Source organism: Microcoleus sp. PH2017_09_SFU_O_A, from assembly GCF_020738625.1.
Classification (GTDB): domain Bacteria; phylum Cyanobacteriota; class Cyanobacteriia; order Cyanobacteriales; family Microcoleaceae; genus Microcoleus.
Map to the genome: position 1 here is coordinate 23,223 of NZ_JAEQCF010000019.1, position 20,762 is coordinate 43,984.

Here is a 20,762-nt window from a genome sequence, read left to right on the forward strand (position 1 = left end):
CTAAAGTCCTCACTACGAACCAATTTTACCTAACAGTAAAAATCTACTATTAAACCTCGGAGGCCCGCAATTGTCCGCAGGCGGCATCTGCTTCTAAACCACGAGAATATCGCACGCTAACTGCAATTTTCTTTTCCTTCAAAACCGTCACAAAATTGTTAATTCGATTGGGAGTTGGCCGCTGATATTCAGCTTCTTGAATCGGATTGTAAGGAATCAAATTGACGTGACACTGAAAGCCGCGCAACTGACTTGCTAACTCGGCGGCGTGTTCCGGTAAATCATTCACATTAGCTAAGAGTACGTATTCAAAGCTTAACCTACGTCCAGTCGATCGCACATATTCGCGGCATTCTGCCATTAACTCACCCAAAGGATAAGGGTGGGCGCTGGGAATCAACTCTTCGCGCAGTCTTTGATTGGAGGCGTGGAGGCTGACGGCGAGGGTAACTTGCAGTTGATGTTCAGCTAGTTGGGTGATGCGATTGCGGATTCCGACTGTGGAAATGGTGATGTTTCGCTGTCCAATTCCTACGTCTTGATTCAAACACTTGACAGCAGCTACGACATTATCGAAATTCAGCAGGGGTTCGCCCATCCCCATAAATACGATGTGGCTGACTCGGCGGCCGAAATCTTGCTGTACTGTCAAGACTTGATCGACGATTTCGTGTTTTTCTAAGTTGCGCTTGAAACCGCCTTTACCCGTGGCGCAAAAGTCGCAGCCCATCGCGCAGCCAACTTGGGCTGAGACGCACACTGTCAGCCGTTTTTCGGTGGGAATGCCGACGGTTTCAATGATTTGACCGTCTGCTAATTTTAGGAGATACTTTACGGTGGAGTCTGGTGCGACCGATCGCAAATGAATAGTCGATCGCCCGATCGGAATTTTAGCAACAGTCTCGCGCCATTGTTTCGAGAATACAGAAATGTCAGAGATCGATCGCGCCCCTTTCTCATAAATCCACTGATACAACTGTTTCCCGCGATAAGCCGGTTGTCCCTGCTGCTGTACCCACTCCGTTAACTCAGCCAAATTCGCGCCCAACAACGGCGGAATTTTACCAGACTCAACAGCCAAAGCATCAGTCTTGCGAGACTGATTCGCATCCCTGGAATTACCAGAAGAGTACACCTGAGAAACGGAAGTAGGAGACATAGGTCATCAGAAAATTTAAAACCACCCTCTATATTAAAACTTTTCGACCAAAGCTGCCACCTATCGGTGACGAAATTGGCGAAAATAGACTTGGTAAATTTTTTGTGGCACTTAACTTGATGAGGATGACAACTGCTTGCGTAGCTTTCCGCATGGCATCTCTATATACCTATATATTGCATAGGCTAATATCAAGGAAATCAGCATACTTATCGCTCCTTGCAAAACCACATAAACTTGAGGTAAATAAAGATAAACAGCCTTAATTACAGTATGGTGTACTAAATAAAGCGAGTATGAAAGCAAACCGATAAACCGCATCCAATTCCAATTGAGAATTTGAAATACTCCCCAATCGGGAAAACGGATAGCAGCCATAAAAAGACCATGTAGTGCAATACCTTGAATAGTGTAACGCACTGTACTTTCAAATTCACTAGAATCACATATAAACGATAAAATAATTACAGTAATTCCGGCTGGTAGTACGAAATACTTCCACAGTCTATCAGAGCCATAGGGAGCATCTAATACTGGGTTGCCATTGACCGCTAATGCACAGCCAAACAATATACTATCTATTCTCGTATCTGATAAAAAAATGATGCTATTTTCATCTGCTCCCCTGCCAAACACTAGAACACATCTCCAAATTAGAATAGCTAAGCAAATCCCCCAAATAATTAACATTTGCCTTTGGGGACTCACACGCATTTTGAGTAAACTTATGTAGAGAAAAGGGAAAAGACAGTAGAAGTGTTCCTCCACCGCCAGAGACCAATATACCTGAGTACCAGGAGCTACTCCGGAACCACCAAAAAAAGTTACATAATAGTTATAATAATGGAGAGCCTGGCTTAAAAAAGCTGGTAGTTGTATTTCTCCTTCAAGTACACCTATCCAGGTCAAGATAGATGCTAGGAATAAAATTACATAAAACCCAGGCAAAATTCGCAGAATACGTCGTAAATAAAAATGTTTTAAATTAATGAATTGGTTTTGTTCATATTCACGTCTCAGCAAAGTTGTGATCAAATATCCACTTAAAAAGAAAAACACTGTTACACCAAAGGCCCCAGGGAAAATATTCTCGCCCCCTGCATGAGATAAAAAGACAATGAAAAAAGCAATCGTCCTAATTCCGTCCAAGGAAGGAATGTAAAATTTGGATTTTACCATAATCTTTTTTTAAAGAATATTATTTTTTTGATTAGTGCATACTAACACCCATAGTTTTTTTATGTCAAGCCCGACTGATGCTTACAGCCTATCCCCAGTTTATGAAGTGCAGTATGGAGGGCAGTGCCTTGTCCCAACGGGAATTGCTCGATAAGCGGGTGTACTTCCTAAACCTGCAACCTGCTGTATATTCCTGGAGGCATTGCAAGGTAATTCTGTGATTCTGAGTGTAGCCTTTGAGTCCGTCGTGTCACGTCAACAAGGTTGCAATAACAGAAATCTCGACAACAAAGTTAATTTTCGGCGAAATTCCCCAAATATTGCGTGTAAATGACCGCAGTCACCTAAAATAAACTCTGTAGTTTGTGAAAGGGTATGCAAATTTGACAGCTTTCCACCAAAAATAATTCAACTTTCATGGTGCTAAATATTCTTGCGCTGCCTTTAGGTTTTCAATTCACATCCCCGGGCCCGATTATCTTTCAACTCGGCCCCGTAGCCGTTCGTTGGTACGGGCTGTTGATAGCTTCTGCCGTTTTGATTGGGGTCAGTCTGTCCCAATATTTGGCCGAAAAACGCCGCGTTAACCCGGAATTGCTGGGCGATTTAGCAATTTGGCTGGTTCTGGGCGCTATTCCTTGCGCTAGAATTTATTACGTGGCTTTTGAGTGGCAGCAATACGCCCAGAGACCTGAAGATATTATTGCGATTTGGAAAGGCGGAATTGCCATTCACGGCGCAATTTTGGGCGGCACGATCGCAGCTTTGATTTTTGCGAAAATCCAGCGAGTTTCTTTTTGGCAATTGGCCGATTTAATCGCACCTTCGGCAATTCTTGGTCAGGCGATCGGACGTTGGGGAAATTTCTTTAATTCCGAAGCTTTTGGCAGTCCTACGGATTTGCCCTGGAAACTCTATATTCCGGCAAACAGTCGCCCGATCGCCTATGCTAATTTTGAATACTTCCATCCCACTTTTCTCTACGAATCTCTGTGGAATTTGACAGTATTTGGGTTGCTGCTGACTTTGTTTTTCCGCGATTTGCAGGGCAAAATTAGGTTAAAAACAGGTGCTTTGTTTTTGGTTTACATCGCAGCTTACAGTTGCGGTAGAGTCTGGATTGAAGGGTTGCGAACTGATAGTTTGATGTTCGGGCCGCTGCGGACGGCGCAGATGGTAAGTTTGACTGGGATTGTGTTAGGTTTTGGCGGGTTGGCTTGGCTTTATTTGCTCGATCGACCTTTGCCAGATGTTGTATCAGCCACGGGCGATCGCACAAAGGTTGCTCCCAAATCCCCAGAGGATCAATAAAAAACCCCAGAGACGTTAGTCTCTAGGGTTCAAAACCAGGGTGCATCTACCATCCCTTACTTCCAACCAAAATAGGTGCATCCGGAAACGCCAGTAAATTTCGCAAATTTTTTATCAGCAATGAGTTTGACAGAGATTCAATCCCTAATTCCAGGCGTATACATTGTAGGTGCAGGCCCCGGAGACCCGGATTTGTTGACTGTTAGGGCTCAAAAATTGCTGGCCCAGGCCGATGTCATATTATTTGCCGATTCCCTAGTTCCAAAGCAAATTTTAGAGGGGGTGCGCGCGGATGCTGAAGTTATCCAAACGGCAGATAAGACTCTCGAAGAGATTGTACCTTTGATGGTGGATCGAGTGCGAGCCGGCAAAAGCGTCGTCCGACTGCATTCGGGCGATCCCTGTCTCTACGGCGCAGTCGGCGAACAAATGCACGCTTTGGCTGAAGCGGGAATTGCTTTTGAGGTAATTCCGGGAATTAGCGCTTTCCAACTTGCGGCGGCTAAACTTAAAATTGAGTTGACAGTTCCCGGAGTTGTGCAGACAATTATTTTGACCAGAATTAGCGGCAGAACTGAAGTACCAGAACGTGAAGAATTAGCTGGTTTGGCGGCTCATCAAGCGAGTTTGTGTCTGTATTTGAGCGCGCGCCATGTCGAACAAGCTCAAGCTAAGTTGATGGAATATTACCCGTCTGATTTGCCTGTGGCGATTTGTTATCGGTTGGGCTGGCCTGATGAGAAGATTGTGCTGGTTCCTCTTGACAAAATGGCGATCGCCACTCGCGAACATAATTTGATCAGAACGACGATGTATGTGATTAGTCCGGCTTTGGGAAAAGAGGCCCAAGGGCGATCGCGCTTGTACCATCCAGAGCACGATCGGCTATTTCGTCAGTAGTTATTGGTTATTTGTTATTGGTTATTTGTTATTGGTTATTTGTTATTGGTTATTTGTTATTGGTTGGTTCCTATTCCCTATACCCAATGCCCTATACCCAATGCCCAATGCCCGGCGCGGGCCTTCTTCCCAATAACCAATGCCCCATTCCCAATGCCCAATGCCCCATTCCCAATGCCCAATGCCCTATTCCCTATTCCCTATTCCCCATTACCAATGAAAGATTTAACTCGCAGACAATTTATCACTGTCACCGCATTAACCGCCGGATTTGCATTAGCAGTTCATCCTATTTCTTTGGCAACTATTACCACAGATGCAACGAATTTAGTTGCAGGTGAAGTTAAAATCCCCGTGAAAGACGGGCAGATTCCAGCATACAGGGCAATGCCGGCCAGCGGTAGCAATTTTCCAGTCATTTTAGTGATTCAAGAAATCTTCGGGGTTCACGCGCACATCCAAGATATTTGCCGCCGTTTTGCTAAATTAGGTTATTTGGCGATCGCCCCAGAGATGTTTGCCCGTCAAGGTGATGTTTCTAAAATCACCGACATTCAAGAAATTGTCAGTAAAGTTGTCTCGAAAGTTCCCGACGCTCAAGTCATGTCCGATTTAGATGCTACCGTCGATTGGGCGCAAAAGTCAGCCAAGGGCAATATTGATAAGTTAGGGATTACCGGATTTTGCTGGGGTGGCAGAATTGTGTGGCTGTACGCAGCCCACAACCCGAAAGTCAAGGCTGGCGCGGCTTGGTACGGGCGTTTGGCTAGCGATTCTACGCCTTTGACTCCCAAACAGCCGATCGACCTTGCAGCAACTTTGAAAGTGCCAGTATTGGGGCTTTACGGTGGCAAAGATGACTTAATTCCCAACGATACAGTCGAGAAAATGCAACAACTTCTCAAAACTGGTACCAGCGGTTCCGAAATTGTGCTTTATCCAGATACACCCCACGGTTTTAACGCCGACTATCGCCCCACTTATCGGGAAAAAGAAGCCAATGATGCTTGGAAAAAGCTGCAAGATTGGTTTAAAAAGCACGGAGTTGTTTGAGAGTTTTGAGCAAGGGAGTCGCCAGTGGACAGTTAAAAATATCGTCACTGGTAACTCGACCCAAAATCAAGCAATTTCTTGTTGCAATCCCTCACTCGATTTAGATTTCATGCTGAATAGAACAACACCAACTACTAGAATTAAAACAACAATTGTTCTCCAGTGAATCAAAAAAGGCAAACCCGCTGCTAAAAATATCCGTCTCGGAAAAAAGAGCAGAAAAACTAAGGCAATACTGCCGAGCAAAGCTTTGCGGTTATTGCTGCAATACAGCCACAGCGAAGTCAGAATCGGGAACAAACCTACATAATCGTAAACGTGAGTATATCCCAGAAAGGTGAAGGATATACCCATCAGCAGAGCCAACACATCTTCGCGATTAATTCTATTGCGAAACACCCACAGCACAACCGCTAAAATTACTGCCACAATCTTGATAGCCGGTACCTTCAAGCCTAAAGAAGCGAAAAGACTTTCCATACCAACTTTATCTTGAAACCCCGGTTGATTGAAAGGCAAAGAACTATAGCTGTCTAGAATTCCTTGATGCCATGCTGCCAGCATCCCAACTGGCCCGCCGTACAGCACCAATGGGTAAGCGCTCATAATTATAACCGTTGCCAAGGCTACAGCTAATATTTTCCAGTTCCGTTCTAGCAAAAACCAAATACCCAGCAATAAGCATAGTTGCGGCTTAAAACTGGCTATACCCAAACAGATACCTGCCAATACAAATTTTTGCCGTTGGCTGAAGAACCAAGCAGCCATTGTCCCGGCAAAAGCCATCAAAGAAGTTTGACCCATCCACACAACGTGGGCAGTGAATGGGTTGCCGATAATCATCGCAGCCATCACCAAACTGCCGAGTTGATTTTGACTGTTATTTTGATGTTGGTTGATGGTGCGAACTGTCATCGCAATAATAGCTGCGATTGACAGCAAGTTGAGTAATAGCCAAACGAATTTGGCAACAGGGTAATCGAAAAGACCGACAAACATAAACAATGCGGCTGATTGAGGAGGATAAAAGAAAGCCGCATCTTGAAGCGTGTCAATTTCTTTTATTGTCGCTACACTCTGAGTCAGCATATCGTGGTTGTAGGGATTTAAACCCTTCAGCCAAGCACGCCCAGCAGCGTAAAGTACAGAACCGTCAGCATTGAGCTGGCCATCTCTGCCAATCCCTATTATGCCGAAACAAATTAGAGATAATATACTGACTGCTACAAGACCTAAACCAAAGTTCCGTTTAAACGATTCTGTCATCGAATTATCTCCGGTTTTGTTAACTAATTGAGTGACTGCGTTTAGATTCTAAGATTAATAGCTAAAGTCTTAACATAGTATATAGTTGGTTGTCAAAACATCGGAAAAACTCAATTTAAGTTAATAAAAATAAATATTGTGGCAAGCAGAAAATTTGGTTGTGAAAAAACTAATATTGGCAATCTCAAGATTCTCCGTGTGGCGCATCGCCCTTAAGACAGTTGGGTTTGTGGACGGGACATTGGTAAACTGGGCGGTGTAGAATTATCGATCGACAGGTAAGCCCGTGCTAGACGAACAAGCTAAAAAGACCCTCCTCCGCAAAATCCCTCACGGATTGTACATTTGCGGTGTCAAAGACGGGGAAGAAGTCAACGGTTTCACCGCTAGCTGGGTGATGCAATCTTCCTTTACCCCTCCCTTAGTCGTCAACTGCGTCAAGCAAGACTCCAAATCCCACGCCATGATCAAAGCTAGCGGTGTGTTTGCTTTGAGTTTCCTGGAAGCTGGACAAAAAGAGTTAGCCCAGAAATTCTTCAAGCAGCAGCGCCGCGTTGGCAATAAATTTGAGGATGTAGAATTTTATCTAGGCGCCGAAACCGGTTGTCCGATTATTTCGGATACTCTGGGTTACATTGAGTGCAATGTTGTTGGTGCTGTGGAACACGGAGATCACACGGTTTATGTCGGTGAAGTTATCGGTGCCGGTGTTCATCGCGAGGGCGATCCGTTGCTATTAGAAACGACGGGCTGGAATTACGGCGGTTAACAACTTGGCAATTGGCAATTGGCAATTGGCAATTGGCAATTGTCAGTTGTCAGTTGTCAGTTGACAGTGGTTAATTGTTAGGCGATTGACAATAGATAAAAAATCGCCGACAATTTTGTCAGAATTTTCTAATGTTAAAATTGGCACGTGGACGAAAATACATTTAGCGGGAAGTTGAGCATTGCGAATATGTTTTAAAACTGCGTAATAGAGAGCTTCACAAACATATTTTCCGGCTTCGTAACTGATTTCTGTGGTGCATAAATCAGCGACTAGCGGTTCGAGATTGACTTTTGTTTTCAGAATGTCTGTATCGCAGCAAGCGCAAGATTCTACGGTTAATTTTTCCCGGCTTTCGGCCATGCCGCAGCAGATAATGGTTTCGGGTTGGATTTGGTTGATTTGGGCGATCGCCAAATTCGGCGCTTCCTGAAAATCTACGGGCAGTTTTCTCAAAAAAGTTAGCGAATCAGGCAAAGATTGAATTTGGGAAATTTTGGCTAATAAATCGTCGGAAGAGTTGGATTTCTGATGGGGAAGCCAAGTATCAAATGATGTTAATAAAAATTTTGTTGTCATAAATGATTGGGAATTGGGAATTGGGAATTGGGAATTGGGAATTGGGAATTGGGAATTGGGAATTGGCAGCAACATATAACCAATAACCAATAACTAATAACAACTGACTAATGACTGATTGTATGCAATAATAGCGATATTGATAATATAAGGCAAGTAAGTCAATGTCTGTCATCGCAGTAGTGGACTATGACATGGGCAATCTGCACTCTGTCTGTAAAGGCTTGGAAAATGTGGGTGCAGTGCCAAAAATTACGGATTCTCCTGCTATCATCGAGCAGGCTGATGCGGTGGTTTTGCCGGGAGTGGGTTCCTTCGATCCGGCAATGCAGAATTTACGATCGCGCAATTTGATAGAACCGATAAAAAGTGCGATCGCCTCGGGAAAACCTTTTTTAGGCATTTGTTTGGGTTTGCAAATCCTGTTTGAAAGTTCGGAGGAAGGCGTAGAACCAGGCTTGGGCGTTATTTCGGGCAAAGTCCGCAGGTTTCAGTCGGAACCGGGGCTGACAATTCCGCACATGGGATGGAATCAATTAGAATTTGCTCAGCCGAATCAACCGCTGTGGGAAGGTTTACCCTCCGATCCTTGGGTTTATTTCGTGCATTCTTATTATGTCGATCCGGTTGATTTGAAAGTGCGATCGGCTATGGTGACTCACGGAAGTCAAAATGTGACGGCGGCGATCGCTAAAGATAATCTGATGGCGGTGCAGTTTCACCCGGAAAAGTCTTCGAGTACGGGATTGCATATGCTGTCAAATTTTGTCAGTCTGGTGAGAACAAAAGTTGCTGCTTAGGTAATAGATATCTTGCAAAATGTCTATTAAATCCAGGTACGTAGTTGCGCTTTAGCGCTCTTTTGGGGATATCGGAAAGAGCGCTAAATCCCAAATTACGGACTTCTTAACACAGTCAAAAATATGTTGACTATCAAACGTCGGAAAGAGCGCTTAAGCGCAACTACATACCTCATACCTCATACCTCAATTAATTTTAAGATTTGCGGAAAGAGCGCTGAAGCGCAACTACATACCTCATACCTCAATTAATTTTAATATTTGCCGAAAGAGCGCTGAAGCGCAACTACATACCTCATACCTCAATTANGCAACTACATACCTCATACCTCAATTAATTTTAATATTTGCCGAAAGAGCGCTGAAGCGCAACTACATACCTCATACCTCAATTAATTTTAATATTTGCCGAAAGAGCGCTTAAGCGCAACTACGTACCTGCTTTTTTTTCAAAAGGTGTATAGCAATCCTTAATGATTTGCGATCGCTATCCCAATCCTAAAATTACGATCTCGCAGCATATCGTACCAGCTAATACCTATCGCTCGATCGCATATTTCCTCACCACCGGCTGTAACGTGAAAGCGACATTGCCGCTGACTGTGATTTTCTCAATTAGCGATCGCCATCCCAGAGATTCCAGCGCTTCCATCAAATTCGATGTTTTAACCGGTTCAGAAAGTCCGCCGCGCAATTGAGCTAGATCCATTGGTGCTCCCGCCGTAGCCAACTGCTTGATTACATCTTTTTCTAATACCGAAAGTCGCTGAAATTGCTGCGATAAAATATGGTTAATTTGACCTAAAAATACGGTATTTTCTCTGATAAACTCTGAACTTTTACCATTAAATAACTCTAAAATCATTGCTGAAACAATCCTCAGGGCTAAAGGATGAGCGGCATAACAGTCAATCAATTCATCCCATTGTTTTTCTTGAGTCAAACCTCTTTCTTGCAGGATTTCCCGCGCGGCCATATTGTCTAAACCTGTGAGTTTATAAGATCGAACGGGACGAGTTTGACCTTCCAACATAGCTATGTCTCTAGATTTTTCCGAACTGGTAAGCAATAAACAGCTTTGATGGTTGGATTCTCCTATTTGTCTGAACAGCCTTTCGTAATCTTCGTAGCCCGATCGATATTTGCCAGCAAAACCGCCCGTATCTAAGATCGTTTCCACGCCGTCAAGCACGATTAAACAGCGGTGCGCTTGCAAATATTCAATCAGAACGGAAATGCCGTCACTGAGGTTTTCTGGCAATTTTTTGCCCTGACAGTCGCAGATAAATTGAATTAAGCCGATCGCCAAATCTTGACAACTCGGCTGATTCGACAAACTCCGCCAGATGACAAATTCAAACTCGTTTTGAATTTGCTTGGCTAATTGCGCGCAAAGTGCAGTTTTACCAATTCCGCCCATCCCGAAGATCGCAACTAACCGACAGCGATCGCCCGAAATCCAGTTTTTCAAGAAACCCAGTTCTTCGCGGCGACCGAAAAACCCCGAAATATCCGGCAATTCGCTGCAATTTTGCCGGGTTTGAGGAGTGGGCGCGGGCGCGAGATTACCGGAAATATCCCCGGAAGTGCGATCGTCAGATTCGAGTCGCAGTCCAAAACTCGCAAACAAACTCTCCATTTTGGCTGTGTCAGCGGGGGCTCGCCGGTTCAATATATTAGACACCGTATCCGTCGAGACGAAAGACGGAGAATTTCGATTAAGTCCAGGATCGGTTTGTTCAGAGATGGTTTGCAAGCTGGGGCGATCGGTAAATTTGAGATAAATCGCGTCCCAGATTTTCTTCCATCCTTTGTCTGTAAGTATTCTGCCGCGATCGCGCCTTGCTTTGGGTACATTCATTTGGATTTTAGATTTTAGATTTTAGATTTTAGATTTTAAATCGGGCTCTCTGTTAGCACGCGCACTCCGCTTGAGACGGCGGTTGGCGAGGGAAAACCTCGCGAGAGATGGGGTGTACGCCGGAATTAATCGGAATTTGCGATCGACTCAGGAGAAGCCGGAGTTAACTTTCTCGCCCTCTTTAAATTTTATAACGCCTGAAACCCTTTCCGAGCAAAGGCTTGACAAAAATATTTCGACCCATCCTTAACTCCTTGTTTAAGTCCCGTTTCTGGCGAGAAATCCTTTGGCGCTTCTGCGAAAGTATCAACAGTTAAGCAAACAACCGCAAACAAACAAGGAATCAACCATGAAATTATTTACTTCTTCCTCCAAAATTTCTCTAGCTTTGTTAACTGCTTTCGCCGCCGCTAGCACAGTCGTAACTGCGAGTTTATCCAATATCAAACCAGCCGCAGCCGCGCAATTTTGCCAGTGCGTACACTACGCAAACAATCGTTTTCAACTGCGTCCTCCCTATGTTTGGAGTGCCAAAGATTACGGTTCAGTGTTGCAACGTAACGGCTTCCGTCAAGTTGGGCCTCAACCCGGTGCAGTCGTTGTTATGCAGTCTTCATTCCCCGGTGCCGATCGCACTCACGGACACATTGGAGTAGTTGAAAGAGTTAACGGTAACGGGACAATCGCCGTTCGAGGTAGCAACCAAGGAAATCGCGGTTTGTTCGGGGAATTCAACTGCAACAATGTCAACGTTACCCAGTTTGGAACTTCTGTTAACGGCCGCCGCGATGTCTCGTTTTGGGTGCGATGAAATAAATCCTAAGTTTCGGTATTTATCGAGATTCTTAACTCCTTGCTTAACTCCCGATTCTTCCGTAGCCCTTGCTTTTGGCTTGTGGGAAAGTATCAACAGTTAAGCAAGCAGCCACAAACAACCACAAACAAAAAAACCGGAATCAATACGGCAACGCACCCAATTCTCGCCCCATGCCTTAGTTCTCGGCTGCATCTATCTATTCACCAACACTTTAACTTTTAGATTTTAGTTGAATACCCATACTCATCTATGAATTCAATCTAAAATCTAAAATCCAAAATCTAAAATCACTTGACAAGGAAGACAAACCATGATTTTTCAACACCAACTGCAAAAAGGATTCGGAAAACTAGCTATTGTCGGAACGCTGTCTGTAATGGCGATCGGCTCAAGCGCCGAAATGAGTTTAGCAATTCCCCTGAGACCAATTCTCCGCCGCGCTGTTGAAGGCATCTTGGGAATTCCATCTTATCCTCAAAATCTCCCAGAAAATCAACAGCAATTTCCCCAAGGAACTGCTGGTTCTCCTGAAAGTTTTCCCGGAAATGCTGCACCTCAATATCCCGGACAACCTAATGTTGTACCTCAATATCCCGGACAACCCAATCAACAGCCAATTTATCAACAACCAACATATCCACCTGCACCTGGATATCCGCAACCAGGTTATCCGGTTTATCCACAACCTTATCCTGCTCCTGTACCGGCATCTCCTCCGGCGCGGCAAACCCAACCGATGATTATCAACAACTTTTGATAGTTGTTATTCCCTAGGGCAATCCTCGGTGGTTGCCCAAACTTCGGAATCAATTACCAATTACCAATTACTAATTACTAATTCCCAATTCCCAATTCCCAATTCCCAATTCCCAATTCCCAATTCCCAATTCCCAATTCCCAATTCCCAATTCCCAATTCCCAATTCCCAATTCCCACCAATTACCAATTCCCAATTCCCAATTACCAATTACTAATTACTAATTCCCAATTACCAATTCCCAATTCCCAATTACTAATTACTAATTACCAATTATAAATTTATGAATACTCCTCCTGTTTCGTTTCCTGTTAAAGTGGTGTTAGTATCACTGGTAGTCAGCAATGCTGTATTATGTGTCAAACAAGCCCAGACACCAGTACCTGAATCTAATCAAGCAGAAAATACTGTTAAGTCTGGGTTTTAAATGATACGATTTTTCCAAAAGAATGGAGCTGCTTTGTCGGCTCCAAATTCCATTTTTGGTCAAATTATAATATAATTTATAAAAATTAGTGGTACTAACCGAGTTGGTAGTTTGTTTCCACTAGCCCGAAGTGTAAGGTGCGTCGCTATGAGATTGTTCATTGAATTTAGGGAGTTTTAATGGCTACGCACCCTACAAATACTTTATTCCTTCTTCCTTCTTCCTTCTTCCTTCTTCCTTCTTCCTTCTTCCTTCTTCTTATGAGTATCAGAATCTACGGAAACCGCCAAATAAAAACTCTGCCGGGACTGGCAACTCGCCCGACTCTGGCGCGAGTGAGAGAGGCTTTATTTAATATTTGGCAAGGGTCGATCGCAGATTGCAAATGGCTCGATATCTGTACCGGCAGCGGTTCGATGGGTGCAGAAGCCTTGTGTCGCGGGGCTTTGAGTGTCACCGGCATCGAACAGTCGGCAAATGCTTGTGCGATTATCCGCGAAAATTGGGAGCAAGTAGCAGACTCTTCGCAAACGTTCCAAATTCTGCGGGGAAATGCGATCGCCAAATTAGCCTCACTATCACCACAGCAATTCGATCGCATTTATTTCGATCCGCCCTACGCCAGCGACTTGTACGAACCTGTGTTGAACGCGATCGCCAGCCAAGAAATGCTAGCACCTGATGGCGAAATCGCGATCGAACACAGCCCGGAGCGATCGACCCAACCGATACCCGGCCTAGAAATTTGCCGCCAAAAAGTATATGGCAACACAGCATTAACCTTCTATACCCGCAGTTGCTGACAAGCGAATTTCACAGGTGGTACCCGCCACGTGATTTATCCGTGGAATCAATCCCAAATCGAAAATCGAAAATCCTCTCTTCCCCCGAATTTATCCGACTCAAAGGGCATCAGGATCGTCTCAAATCCGTGTGGAAGCGTCCCCAAGAGCGATCGCCACGATCCTCTTGGCGCGCCCCATAAAAGTTTTTCCCTTAGATACCATACAAATTTTTCTGAAGAAGTTAAACTTGCTCCGTAGCCTGTCAAAGCAAGTTTCCTGAGAAATCCTCGAAATAAATTAACTTTACGCTGAAAAAAAGATCTTTCAGTTGTAACATGAACTGCAAAGTGTGAGTGTGAATATTCCTAAAGGAGTGAATATGGTTCAGACACCTTCGCGCCATCGCGGCAGCGAGTTTTCGGCTACTAACTCGGTACAACCAGTCAAACGCGATACGATTTTGCTGGGAAATACCCTCTCCCTACCAAATACAAAACTTTTCGGCACCGACGGAATTCGCGGGAAAGTTGGAGAATTGCTGACTGCACCCCTAGCGCTGCAAGTTGGATTCTGGGCTGGGCAAGTTCTACGCCAAAATGCCCCCAACCAGGGCCCTGTGATTTTGGGACAAGACAGCAGAAATTCCAGCGATATGCTGGCAATGTCACTGTCGGCTGGTTTGACAGCCGCCGGTTTGGAAGTGTGGAATTTGGGCTTGTGTCCCACTCCCTGCGTTGCTTATCTGGCAAGCATTTCGCAGTCTGTGGGCGGAGTGATGATTTCGGCTAGCCACAATCCCCCAGAAGACAATGGGATTAAGTTTTTCGGCCCCAACGGGTCAAAGCTGTCTCAGCATTTGCAGGAACAAATCGAAGCGGGAATCCGAGGGGCTAAGGTTGCGGTTGCTAGCTTGGCTTTGGGGCATCACTACCACCGCCCGGAGTTGATTAAAGATTATGCTGATTCTCTCTCAGATTCGCTGCAACAGATGAATTTGCGGGGAATGCGGGTGGTTTTGGATTTGGCTTGGGGGGCTGCTGCTGGTTTGGCGCCGGCGGTGTTTGAGCAAATGGGGGCGGATGTGATCTGTTTGCACAATTCTCCTGATGGATCTCGCATTAATGTTAACTGCGGTTCTACTCATCTCGACAGTTTGCAAGCGGCGGTTTTGGAACACCAGGCTGATTTGGGATTTGCTTTTGACGGTGATGCCGATCGAGTTTTGGGTGTTGACAACAAAGGGCGATCGATTGACGGCGATTACATTCTTTATCTGTGGGGCCAGCAATTGCGCGCCTCCGAACAGTTACCGGATAATTTAATTATTTCTACTGTAATGGCTAACCTGGGCTTCGAGCGAGCTTGGGAAGAATTGGGGGGCAAACTAACTAGAACAAACGTCGGAGATCAGCACGTTCACGCTGAAATGCAGCGCACGGGTGCGATGTTGGGCGGCGAACAGTCGGGGCACATTCTTTGTCCGCATTTCGGTATTAGTGGCGATGGTTTGTTGACAGCTTTGCATATAGCTTCGCTGGTGCGTGAGTCAGGGGAATCTTTGTCACAATTGGTAAGTGACAGTTTCCAAACATATCCGCAGTTGTTGGTAAATGTGCGGGTGGACGATCGCGAAAAACGCTTAAGATGGCACGAGTGCGAACCCATGCAAAAGGCGATCGATCGCGCTAAAACTGCAATGGGAGAACAGGGACGGATTTTGGTTCGCGCTTCTGGCACTGAACCGCTAATCCGAGTTATGGTGGAAGCTGCCAGCGCCGACTTAGCTAACTTCTGGACTGAAAATTTAGTCTTAGCCGTTCAGCAACACATCGCTATCTAACAGTTGACAGTTGACAGTTGACAGTTGACAGTTGGAAGAAGGAAGAAGGAAGAGGGAAGTGTCAACTTGAGTCTGAAATCCTGTGTATCTCTCTAGGTACGTTGTTGGGCTTTAGCCCTCTTTAGGCGTATATCTAAAGAGGGCTAAAGCCCAACAACGTACCTACGGAGGGTTAGGGGGGATCTAGCTCTCGGCGATCGACATTAGGCTAAGACTAAGCTTGAGATTGAGTTGACACCAATGGCAAGAATCCTCTAGTAAAATATAGGGGATATTGAAACCACTTTCTCATGCTTATTCCCTCATCCTTATTACTTATAGACTAAACAACTAACTTCTTCTTTCTTCAATTCCCCATTTCTGATTTTATGAACAGCAAATCAATTAAAAATGGGCGGTTACACCAAACTTGGTTAAAAATTTTAATTGTCGTCATATTAATAACGGGGATATTTTTTAGATTTACAAACCTCGATCGCAAAGTCTACTCCTTCGACGAATCTATCACCTCGCTGCGAATTTCTGGCTACACCTGGACGGAAATGGTACAGCAAGATTTTCAAGGAAAAACAATTACCGTTCAAGATTTGCAGCGGAAATACCAGCAGATAAATCCCGAAAAAAGTTGGTTGGATACAGTTAAAGGTTTAGCTACAGAAGAACCTCAACTACCGCCGCTATATTTTATTTTAGCCCGATTTTGGGTGCAGTGGTTCGGCCCGGAAGTGGCAACTGTCAGAAGTCTTTCAGCTTGGATGAGTTTGTTGATTTTTCCGAGCGTTTATTGGCTGTGCTGGGAATTATTTCGCTCTGCACGTGCGGGATGGATGGCTGTGACAATCATGGCTGTGTCGCCTTTTCACGTCTTGTACGCGCAAGAGGCAAGGCCGTACATGATGTTTGCTGTCCTCGTCTTGCTGTCGAATGCCATTCTGCTGCGGGCGTTAGCGAAGCCCGCCCCTACGGGGGCTGCGCCAACGAAGAGGATCGCCCTACAAAAATCTACCGCCACATTTAAATCTACATTTAAATCTACATTTAAATCTACATCGAAATTGAGCAAAGGCGTTTGGTTGATTTATGCGATCGCCCTAACTGTAGGACTGTATTGTAGTTTATTATTTTTTATAGTAATATTAGCCCACGGTATCTACGTAATTATCACTGAAAATTGGCGTGTTCGCCAAACATTAATTGCTTATTTACTAGCTTCAGCGGCAGCAACACTCATTTTCGCTCCTTGGATTTTCGTATTAGTTGATAACTCGCCCAGAATCGCTGCAACAGTAGGTTTACCCCATCTTTCTCTTTCGGCCCTATCTTCACTTAAACCTTTGATTATTATCACCTGTAGAACTTTTATTGACACCCATTGGGCGGGTGGAATCATCAAATTAGGTTCGAGCAATACTACTGATTCAATCAGACTGATTGTAGCAGTTATATTAATATTAGCGATCGCACATTCAATCTACTTGCTTTGCTACTCAACTCCCAAACGAGTTTGGCTGTTGGTCTTGACAGCGATCGGAATTACAGCGATAGTATTGATAGCAGTGGGAGGCATTGCCGATCGCTATCTAGTTCCCTATCTTTTAGGAATCCAGCTAGCTGTTGCCTACCTCTTTAGCGCTAAAATTACCACCGCCAACAATCCACGACAAAAACTCTGGCAGCTCGGTTTAATAGCCCTAATATCGAGTGAAATAGTTTCTTGTGCCGTCAGCTCACAGTCACAACTTTGGTGGAACAAGTATCCTTCTAGCACTAAATACAATCCCGCAGTAGCGGCGATTGTCAATCAAGCCCAAAAACCTTTAGTGATTTGTCACGGAGGCAACAACCTCACCGGAAAAATACTGTCTGTCAGCTATTTGCTGAAGCCGCAAGTAGAGCTTTTGCTAGCAGTGAAACCCGAGCAAGTTAAAATTCCTGATGGTTTTAGCGATGTATTTCTCTACAGAAGCACCGAGCTATTGCGATTTGAATTAGAACAAGTGCAAAAATATAAAATTACACCAATTTACCCACCGGGCGATGTGTGGCTTTGGCGTTTAGAGAAATAATTAAAGTGGCAACTGCGAATGATGATTTCTGTTGTGATACCTACCTACAACCGCGAGCAACCCCTGCGAGAGACATTGGCTGACGCGATTCGGCAAAATTACCCGAATTTTGAAGTGCTGGTAATCGATCAAACTCGCACTCACGAATCGGAAACTCAAGTTTATTTAGAGGAATTGGCAACTGCGGGGAAAATTCGGTGGTTTCCGGTAGATTGGGCGAGTTTACCGGGAGCTCGAAATTATGCTGTGCGGCGCGCTGTGGGAGAGATTATTTTATTTATTGATGATGATGTACAATTGCCGGATGGTTTTTTAGCCGCTCATGCTGATAATTATTTAGCAAAACCGGATGTGGGATGTGTGGCGGGCAGGGTTTTTGACAGAATGAAACTGGGTAATTCTGGAGGCGATTTGGCGATCGACTTTTTGCCCCCAGAAGCCATGGATCCGGGCATTGCTTGGTATTTTATCGATTTGGTGCATACAGTCAAACCGCAGCAGGTACTCTCGGCTAGAGGCTGCAATATGTCGTTTCGCCGTCAGGTTTTTGCCGAGTGGGGTTTGACGTTTGACGAGCGGTTTGTAGGGAGTGCGGTGCGGGAGGAGTCGGATTTTTGTTTGAGATTGCGATCGACTGGCATGAAAATTTGGTACGATCCCAGTGCTTGTTTAGTTCACTTGGGCGAAGAAAGCGGCGGATGTCACGATGTCAGCACGCGATCGATCGAATATCAAACCACATTTTATCACAACCACTTCCTGATGGGATTGAAAAATTTAACCGTCTTTCAATGCCTGCGATTTTTTGCCAAACTCTTTGACTGCCACGTTTTGGGGCATCCACCTTGTCATAAAAGCCGATCGCCCCTAAAAATTATCACTAGATTTGCTTTTTATATCCTCGGTTTTATCAGTGCCCTCATAACACTCATCAAATCGCTCTGGAATGACGGACAAATTTACACAAATCAAGACAAAATCAACCCTAAATAATTTATGAATTAATTCGCAATGCCCGATGCCCGATGCCCAATGCCCCATTCCCAATGCCCCATTCCCAATGCCCCATTCCCCATTCCCAATAAATGAGAATCCTCGTTGCCAGCCACACCTATATAGTTGACATAAATCGGGAAAAATTCAAAATATTAGCCAACCTAGAACCCGATATTGAAGTAACAATTGTAGTGCCACGACGCTGGAAACCCGGAGGCGTACAAAATAAAATCATCGAAACCGAATTTTATCAAGAAGACTCATTTAAAATAGTTCCCATCTCCAATTTTAGTCAAAACAATCAAGGCTTGCTAACATTTGGTACAGATATAATTAGACTTTTACAGAAATTCAAACCGCAGATTATCCAAGTCGAACAAGGTTCAAAATCCCTAGCCTACAGCCAATTAATTATACTCAATAAATTACTCAAACTCCAAGCCAAAAATATATTATTTACCTGGTGGAATCTATCCTATGAATTGAAATGGCCTATTTCCCTATTAGAAAATTGCAATCTTCAGAATACCGACGGAATTATTGCCGGCAATTTAGATGGCTCTAAAATTTTGCACCAGCGGGGCTACACAGGTGCAATGGCAGTAATGCCCCAACTTGGAGTAGATGAAAAATTGTTTGTGCCTGCTGCTAAAGATATTGAGTTATCTAGAAAATTTGGCATTAAACCAACAGATTTTGTGGTAGGATTTGTAGGGCGATTTGTCGAAGAAAAAGGACTGCTAACTTTAGCTGAAGCATTAGCAGGATTGAAACAACTTTCTTGGAAGTGGTTGTTAGTAGGACAAGGAAAATTGCGATCGCACTTGGAAGAAAAATGTAGAGAATGGGGCATCAGCGATCGAATAATCTGGGTAGAAAGCGTTTCCCATGAAGAAATTCCACCTTACATTAACTTAATGAACTGTTTGGTATTGCCCTCGCAAACCAGCTATAAATTCAAAACTTTGACTACCGTGGGCTGGAAAGAACAATTCGGTCATGTTTTAATTGAAGCGATGGCTTGTAAAATCCCGGTTATCGGTTCCGATTGCGGCGAAATTCCCCACGTTATCGGCGATGCGGGGTTAGTCTTCCCAGAGGGAAATGCAGGGATTTTGCGCGATTGTTTGCAGCAATTGATGGAAGCGCGGGATTTTGCTGTTGATTTGGGCGATCGGGGTTATCATAAAGTTATGACAAGTTATACAAATCAAGCCTTAGCTGAGCAGTTATTGGACTTTTACAAACAACTTTTGTAGCAGAAGATAGAAGTCGTAGGGTGTGTCGCCATGAAAAATTCCTAACTACATATCAACAATCTCATAGCGACGCACCTGGGTTATTCAAGGATTCGTGCAAATAAACCAAACGCTTCTTTTGCCGCAAAACCTTTTAACAAGCGTATTACTTATTGGCAGCAAAGAAGTAGTAATCTGCTGTGTAATCCACGCGGGTAGTGCTATTTTGTTTTGAGGAATCGCATCCGGTAGCTGGGGCTTTGCCACCTTTAGTATTGACGCGCTGGATATAGGTAACTTTGCTAAATAAACCGTTACCTTCATTGCTTTTGGCACTTAGTAGCACCCAAGGAATCGTAGTGCGATCGGGCGAATCTACACGTTCTTTTACTTCGCCAACGACTTTACTCTTGTCTTTAGTATACTCCCAAGTTGGGCCACCGTAATGTTTGCCAACTAATGCGCCACTTGCATTAAATAAATCAGCTTCCGGTGCTTTTAATGTCCATTCAAATTGAGTGCGATCGCCAGTTTTGGGTTGACACACGTAAATTTGCACGCCTTTGGCTGACACTTCGGAGATTAAAGCATTACCAGCAGGCACTTGTAGCTTTGCCGGCACGTCAGGAAGCTTTTTATTCGTGTCGCTGGGAGTGGGCTTCTGTGCGACGGTTATGGCTGATGCTGTTGGCTGTAATGGCGATACTTCGGCGGTAGCGGCTGCATTGGTTGTCGGATAACTAATGGCGGCTAACATCGAAATTGCGATCGGCATAAATGAGAGAGATTGTTTAGCCATTTTTGATTCAACTCCTAAAGTTACTTAAAAATGAACAGTCATTTTTGGTATTCTGCATGATTAATCTTGCTCGATCGTATCACAACACCATTGGGTTAGCCCGATCAGATAAATTTTATCTCGCGTATGGGATACACAGACTCATGGGAAGAAGTCAAAT

Annotated in this window: 20 protein-coding genes; 13 read left to right on the top strand and 7 right to left on the bottom strand. The window is 44.4% G+C overall.

What is annotated here, in order from left to right:
* Positions 1 to 49: 49 nt before the first annotated feature.
* Positions 50 to 1,159, bottom strand: a complete 1,110-nt coding sequence (gene rlmN / locus JGK16_RS09825; RefSeq protein WP_293185035.1) for a 23S rRNA (adenine(2503)-C(2))-methyltransferase RlmN — start codon at positions 1,157 to 1,159, stop codon at positions 50 to 52.
* 111 nt (positions 1,160 to 1,270) lie between these two features.
* Entirely contained in the window at positions 1,271 to 2,338 is a 1,068-nt protein-coding gene (locus tag JGK16_RS09830; RefSeq protein ID WP_293185034.1) for an acyltransferase, read from the bottom strand.
* A 417-nt stretch (positions 2,339 to 2,755) separates the two neighbouring features.
* Between JGK16_RS09830 and lgt the strand changes: the two genes are divergently transcribed.
* The 3 genes from lgt to JGK16_RS09845 all read left to right on the top strand — a co-directional run bounded on the left by lgt (position 2,756) and on the right by JGK16_RS09845 (position 5,602).
* Positions 2,756 to 3,649, top strand: a complete 894-nt coding sequence (gene lgt / locus JGK16_RS09835; RefSeq protein ID WP_293185033.1) for a prolipoprotein diacylglyceryl transferase — start codon at positions 2,756 to 2,758, stop codon at positions 3,647 to 3,649.
* Positions 3,650 to 3,769: 120 nt separating this feature from the next.
* Positions 3,770 to 4,549, top strand: coding sequence for a precorrin-4 C(11)-methyltransferase (cobM, locus tag JGK16_RS09840; protein ID WP_293185032.1), 780 nt, complete (start codon positions 3,770 to 3,772; stop codon positions 4,547 to 4,549).
* A 216-nt stretch (positions 4,550 to 4,765) separates the two neighbouring features.
* Positions 4,766 to 5,602, top strand: coding sequence for a dienelactone hydrolase family protein (locus JGK16_RS09845; RefSeq protein WP_293190410.1), 837 nt, complete (start codon positions 4,766 to 4,768; stop codon positions 5,600 to 5,602).
* Positions 5,603 to 5,668: 66 nt separating this feature from the next.
* Here JGK16_RS09845 and JGK16_RS09850 read toward each other — a convergent pair whose 3' ends face one another.
* Positions 5,669 to 6,868, bottom strand: a complete 1,200-nt coding sequence (locus JGK16_RS09850) for a glycosyltransferase family 87 protein (protein WP_293185030.1) — start codon at positions 6,866 to 6,868, stop codon at positions 5,669 to 5,671.
* A 286-nt stretch (positions 6,869 to 7,154) separates the two neighbouring features.
* Here JGK16_RS09850 and JGK16_RS09855 point away from each other — a divergent pair, with 286 nt between their 5' ends.
* Positions 7,155 to 7,637, top strand: coding sequence for a flavin reductase family protein (locus JGK16_RS09855; protein WP_293149208.1), 483 nt, complete (start codon positions 7,155 to 7,157; stop codon positions 7,635 to 7,637).
* Between the two features lie 42 nt (positions 7,638 to 7,679).
* Here JGK16_RS09855 and JGK16_RS09860 read toward each other — a convergent pair whose 3' ends face one another.
* The gene (locus JGK16_RS09860; RefSeq protein WP_293185029.1) at positions 7,680 to 8,216 is read right to left on the bottom strand and encodes a peptidase C15; all 537 of its coding nucleotides are present in this window, start codon (positions 8,214 to 8,216) and stop codon (positions 7,680 to 7,682) included.
* 164 nt (positions 8,217 to 8,380) lie between these two features.
* Here JGK16_RS09860 and hisH point away from each other — a divergent pair, with 164 nt between their 5' ends.
* On the top strand, positions 8,381 to 9,016 hold the full coding sequence (gene hisH, locus JGK16_RS09865; RefSeq protein ID WP_293185028.1) for an imidazole glycerol phosphate synthase subunit HisH: 636 nt from the start codon (positions 8,381 to 8,383) through the stop codon (positions 9,014 to 9,016).
* A 538-nt stretch (positions 9,017 to 9,554) separates the two neighbouring features.
* On the opposite strand, the gene JGK16_RS09870 is transcribed toward hisH, so the two are convergent.
* The gene (locus tag JGK16_RS09870; protein WP_293190412.1) at positions 9,555 to 10,877 is read right to left on the bottom strand and encodes an NB-ARC domain-containing protein; all 1,323 of its coding nucleotides are present in this window, start codon (positions 10,875 to 10,877) and stop codon (positions 9,555 to 9,557) included.
* Positions 10,878 to 11,226: 349 nt separating this feature from the next.
* Here JGK16_RS09870 and JGK16_RS09875 point away from each other — a divergent pair, with 349 nt between their 5' ends.
* The gene (locus JGK16_RS09875; protein ID WP_293182636.1) at positions 11,227 to 11,688 is read left to right on the top strand and encodes a CHAP domain-containing protein; all 462 of its coding nucleotides are present in this window, start codon (positions 11,227 to 11,229) and stop codon (positions 11,686 to 11,688) included.
* Positions 11,689 to 12,004: 316 nt separating this feature from the next.
* Entirely contained in the window at positions 12,005 to 12,451 is a 447-nt protein-coding gene (locus JGK16_RS09880) for a hypothetical protein (protein ID WP_293182634.1), read from the top strand.
* 60 nt (positions 12,452 to 12,511) lie between these two features.
* On the opposite strand, the gene JGK16_RS09885 is transcribed toward JGK16_RS09880, so the two are convergent.
* Positions 12,512 to 12,661 carry a hypothetical protein gene (locus JGK16_RS09885; protein ID WP_293203015.1) on the bottom strand — a complete coding sequence of 50 codons (150 nt, stop codon included), beginning with the start codon at positions 12,659 to 12,661 and terminating at the stop codon, positions 12,512 to 12,514.
* Positions 12,662 to 12,734: 73 nt separating this feature from the next.
* Here JGK16_RS09885 and JGK16_RS09890 point away from each other — a divergent pair, with 73 nt between their 5' ends.
* The 6 genes from JGK16_RS09890 (at position 12,735) to hpsO (ending at position 19,824) form a co-directional block, all read left to right on the top strand.
* Complete coding sequence (locus JGK16_RS09890; protein ID WP_293182630.1) at positions 12,735 to 12,878, top strand: hypothetical protein; 144 nt, start codon at positions 12,735 to 12,737, stop codon at positions 12,876 to 12,878.
* Between the two features lie 260 nt (positions 12,879 to 13,138).
* On the top strand, positions 13,139 to 13,681 hold the full coding sequence (gene rsmD / locus JGK16_RS09895) for a 16S rRNA (guanine(966)-N(2))-methyltransferase RsmD (protein WP_293182628.1): 543 nt from the start codon (positions 13,139 to 13,141) through the stop codon (positions 13,679 to 13,681).
* A gap of 361 nt (positions 13,682 to 14,042) precedes the next feature.
* Complete coding sequence (gene glmM / locus JGK16_RS09900) at positions 14,043 to 15,503, top strand: phosphoglucosamine mutase (RefSeq protein WP_293182640.1); 1,461 nt, start codon at positions 14,043 to 14,045, stop codon at positions 15,501 to 15,503.
* Positions 15,504 to 15,871: 368 nt separating this feature from the next.
* The gene (locus JGK16_RS09905; RefSeq protein ID WP_293182626.1) at positions 15,872 to 17,569 is read left to right on the top strand and encodes a glycosyltransferase family 39 protein; all 1,698 of its coding nucleotides are present in this window, start codon (positions 15,872 to 15,874) and stop codon (positions 17,567 to 17,569) included.
* Positions 17,570 to 17,587: 18 nt separating this feature from the next.
* Positions 17,588 to 18,562 (top strand): hormogonium polysaccharide biosynthesis glycosyltransferase HpsN, encoded by a 975-nt coding sequence (hpsN, locus tag JGK16_RS09910; RefSeq protein WP_293182624.1) that lies wholly within the window; start codon positions 17,588 to 17,590, stop codon positions 18,560 to 18,562.
* Positions 18,563 to 18,654: 92 nt separating this feature from the next.
* Positions 18,655 to 19,824 carry a hormogonium polysaccharide biosynthesis glycosyltransferase HpsO gene (hpsO, locus tag JGK16_RS09915; protein ID WP_293182622.1) on the top strand — a complete coding sequence of 390 codons (1,170 nt, stop codon included), beginning with the start codon at positions 18,655 to 18,657 and terminating at the stop codon, positions 19,822 to 19,824.
* Between the two features lie 145 nt (positions 19,825 to 19,969).
* Here the strand turns inward: hpsO and JGK16_RS09920 are convergent, their stop codons facing one another.
* Complete coding sequence (locus tag JGK16_RS09920) at positions 19,970 to 20,602, bottom strand: DUF3455 domain-containing protein (protein WP_293182620.1); 633 nt, start codon at positions 20,600 to 20,602, stop codon at positions 19,970 to 19,972.
* Positions 20,603 to 20,762: the final 160 nt, after the last annotated feature.

Bases quoted from the DNA above. Each gene is read 5' to 3' on its own strand.
- hisH (WP_293185028.1), top strand. From the start codon at position 8,381: ATGTCTGTCATCGCAGTAGTGGACTATGACATGGGCAATCTGCACTCT.
- JGK16_RS09875 (WP_293182636.1), top strand. From the start codon at position 11,227: ATGAAATTATTTACTTCTTCCTCCAAAATTTCTCTAGCTTTGTTAACT.
- JGK16_RS09850 (WP_293185030.1), bottom strand. From the start codon at position 6,868: ATGACAGAATCGTTTAAACGGAACTTTGGTTTAGGTCTTGTAGCAGTC.
- hpsO (WP_293182622.1), top strand. From the start codon at position 18,655: ATGAGAATCCTCGTTGCCAGCCACACCTATATAGTTGACATAAATCGG.
- JGK16_RS09905 (WP_293182626.1), top strand. From the start codon at position 15,872: ATGAACAGCAAATCAATTAAAAATGGGCGGTTACACCAAACTTGGTTA.
- lgt (WP_293185033.1), top strand. From the start codon at position 2,756: ATGGTGCTAAATATTCTTGCGCTGCCTTTAGGTTTTCAATTCACATCC.
- rsmD (WP_293182628.1), top strand. From the start codon at position 13,139: ATGAGTATCAGAATCTACGGAAACCGCCAAATAAAAACTCTGCCGGGA.
- JGK16_RS09890 (WP_293182630.1), top strand. From the start codon at position 12,735: ATGAATACTCCTCCTGTTTCGTTTCCTGTTAAAGTGGTGTTAGTATCA.
- JGK16_RS09920 (WP_293182620.1), bottom strand. From the start codon at position 20,602: ATGGCTAAACAATCTCTCTCATTTATGCCGATCGCAATTTCGATGTTA.
- JGK16_RS09830 (WP_293185034.1), bottom strand. From the start codon at position 2,338: ATGGTAAAATCCAAATTTTACATTCCTTCCTTGGACGGAATTAGGACG.
- rlmN (WP_293185035.1), bottom strand. From the start codon at position 1,159: ATGTCTCCTACTTCCGTTTCTCAGGTGTACTCTTCTGGTAATTCCAGG.
- JGK16_RS09845 (WP_293190410.1), top strand. From the start codon at position 4,766: ATGAAAGATTTAACTCGCAGACAATTTATCACTGTCACCGCATTAACC.
- JGK16_RS09870 (WP_293190412.1), bottom strand. From the start codon at position 10,877: ATGAATGTACCCAAAGCAAGGCGCGATCGCGGCAGAATACTTACAGAC.
- glmM (WP_293182640.1), top strand. From the start codon at position 14,043: ATGGTTCAGACACCTTCGCGCCATCGCGGCAGCGAGTTTTCGGCTACT.
- hpsN (WP_293182624.1), top strand. From the start codon at position 17,588: ATGATGATTTCTGTTGTGATACCTACCTACAACCGCGAGCAACCCCTG.
- JGK16_RS09860 (WP_293185029.1), bottom strand. From the start codon at position 8,216: ATGACAACAAAATTTTTATTAACATCATTTGATACTTGGCTTCCCCAT.
- cobM (WP_293185032.1), top strand. From the start codon at position 3,770: ATGAGTTTGACAGAGATTCAATCCCTAATTCCAGGCGTATACATTGTA.
- JGK16_RS09880 (WP_293182634.1), top strand. From the start codon at position 12,005: ATGATTTTTCAACACCAACTGCAAAAAGGATTCGGAAAACTAGCTATT.